A 2,418-nucleotide genomic window follows, 5' to 3' on the forward strand; every position below is an offset into this window, starting at 1 on the left:
ACGACGGCACCCCGGCAGGACAGCGCCCCGGCACGACGGCACCGGGCAGGACGGCCCCCCGGCGCGGCGGCACCCCGGCAGGACGGCCCCCGGCAGGACGGCCCCCCGGCGCGGCGGCACCGGGCACGACGGCACCCCGGCAGGATGGCGCCCCGGCGCGGCGGCACCGGGCAGGACGGCCCCTCGGCGCGGCGGCACCGGGCAGGACGGCACCCGGCAGGCGGTCCCGGACGGCCGCCGGCGGCGGCCGTCCGCGGTCCGCTGACCCGGCCGGCGGGCAGGCCGCTGCGCGGGCCGGCGGGAGCAGCCCGCCCGCGCACCGGGAAGACGACCGCGCCCCGCGGGCCAGGGTGATGACCGCACCCCGCGGACCAGGGTGCCGTCCGTGGCCGGCCGGGGGGGGCGTGGGCGGGTGTCAGGTGTCCGTCCGGGCCGGGACGGGCGTGCCCTCCTCCTGCTGCGGCCGGTCCTCGGACAGGGCCGCGATCTCTTCCAGGGACAGGCCCAGTTCCTGGTGCAGGAACCGCACGATCGTCCAGTGCGGCAGGGCGTCGGCGTCGAAGGGGCCGAACGCGGCGGTGTAGAGGGGGATCCAGCGCAGGGCCTCCTCGGCGACGGCCTCCCGCCCGGGGGCTTCCCGGTAGGCGTCGTAGGAGATGCTGCGGTGGTGGATGAAGTGCCCGCCGGGCAGCCGGTTCTCGCACAGGTCGCGGTACTCGCGGGTCTGCAGGATGAGGTAGTGCCAGATCTCGTCGATGTCCTGCTCGACCGGCAGGAAGAGGCCGCCGAGCCGGTCGGGGTGGCGGGAGACGAGATAGAGATAGCGCAGACACTCGCGGACCCGGTGGCGGACGGTCGCCTCCGAGGGCGCGCCCACCTCGGCGGTGAAGTGGGCGACGACTTCCTCGTGCAAGGCGGGGCCCAGGAGGTCCTCGGCGGAGGGGGCCGCTTGGGCCACGGGCTCGGTCATGGGTGCGGGTGTGGTCATCGCCGGTCCTGTCGGGTCGTCAGGTGTGCTGCGTGTCGGGTGGCGGATCGTCAGGCGGGTGCCGCGGGCTGCCCGGGGCGTCAGACGGCCGGCGCAGGGGCGGTCAGCCAGGCGTACTTCCCGGACGGGCCGATGGGGATGCCGGTGCGGTGCTCGAGACCGCAGGAGCGTTTCGTCAGGACGCTGACGGCGGCGGCCAGTTCGCTGCTCTCGGCGGGAGCGAGGGGGGCGTCGTCGAAAGTGGTGTACGACAGCCGGCACGCGTCGTCACCGGCGAGGTGGAGCTGGTGCAGGAAGACGCGGGAGCTGACCGCGGCGATGCGGGCGTCGAGGTCGGCCTGGGCGACGGGACCGGCCGGGGTGGGCAGCAGTTCCTTCTCCCGTCCGCAGAAGGAGACGATCTGCCCGGCGTCGGTGCTGTTGTCGCGGGTGCGCACGCAGTCGCCGGAGCGGTAGCGCACCAGCGGCATGTAGGGGTTGCGGACACTGGTGACGATGAGGCTGTGGATGCCGCTGCCCGGCTGCACCGGGATCAGTTCCACGCTCATGTCCTTCAGGTAGGGCTGGTAACGGCCGTGCGCATCGCTGTAGAAGAGGTAGCCGAGCTCGGTGCTGCCGAACAGGTCGATGACGGGGCAGTCGAAATGGGCACGCAGATAGGCGCGGACGTTGAGCGGCGTGTACTCGTAGGCGTGGACGATGCCGGCCGGGCGGGGGAAAGCGTCCCACAGCTCCCAGGCCGCCACGGCGCGGACCAGGTGCGCCAGGTGGTAGCCGGAGCAGTCCAGCAGGTAGGCGCCGTCGGGGTGGGCGCCGGCCGCTTCGCGGATCTCGGCGAGCATACGCTCGACCTCGTCGCGTTCCCAGCCGGCCGGGTCCAGACGGCGGTTGAGGTAGAGCGTACGGTCGTCCAGCCAGCGTTCGCCCCGCATCGTGCCGGGCCTGCGGGCATTGACACGGGCGACGTGCTCGGTGGCCAGCACCGTGGTCAGCGACACCCGCCGGGCCCCGGAGTGCCACAGGGCACCGAGGTCAGGGTGCTCGCTCCACAGACGGTAGTAGGAACGCAGCAGGAAGTAAGGCGGCCGGATGAGCTGCATGCGGGCATGGTTGGTGCCGGTGGACAGCACGAACTCCGCCTCTCCCGCCTCAAGTGCACGCTTGAGTTTCGGAGTCATCCAGTTGTCGGGGAAGCCCCGGGCGATCTCCAGCTTCTCCAGGATCGGGAAGTGACCGCGCTCGATGGAGGCACGGTAGATCGGTATGTCGCGCACCCGGTCCAGGACGTCGGCGCTCGGCAGGCGGTTCACAAGGGCTCTCCGGAACGGCAGGAAAAAACGGGGGCGGCGGAGACGGAACGGGGACGGAGACGGAAGAAGACGACGGCGGCGGAAGAAGACGGCGGCGGCGGAAAGGAGGAGCGGGGGCGG

Annotated in this window: 2 protein-coding genes and 1 pseudogene; 1 reads left to right on the top strand and 2 read right to left on the bottom strand. The window is 73.0% G+C overall.

From position 1 onward, the window contains the following. Positions 1-265: pseudogene (locus CCN44_RS45760) on the top strand (hypothetical protein); the annotation flags it as partial. 150 nt (positions 266-415) lie between these two features. Here the strand turns inward: CCN44_RS45760 and CCN44_RS42160 are convergent. Beyond that, a complete protein-coding gene (locus CCN44_RS42160; RefSeq protein ID WP_086704561.1) occupies positions 416-970 on the bottom strand; it encodes a glycine-rich domain-containing protein in 555 nt (184 codons plus the stop codon). A gap of 98 nt (positions 971-1,068) precedes the next feature. Next, complete coding sequence (locus tag CCN44_RS42165; protein ID WP_086704563.1) at positions 1,069-2,298, bottom strand: phenylacetate--CoA ligase family protein; 1,230 nt, start codon at positions 2,296-2,298, stop codon at positions 1,069-1,071. Positions 2,299-2,418: the final 120 nt, after the last annotated feature.

Source organism: Streptomyces tricolor (assembly GCF_002155905.1).
Lineage (GTDB): Bacteria > Actinomycetota > Actinomycetes > Streptomycetales > Streptomycetaceae > Streptomyces > Streptomyces tricolor.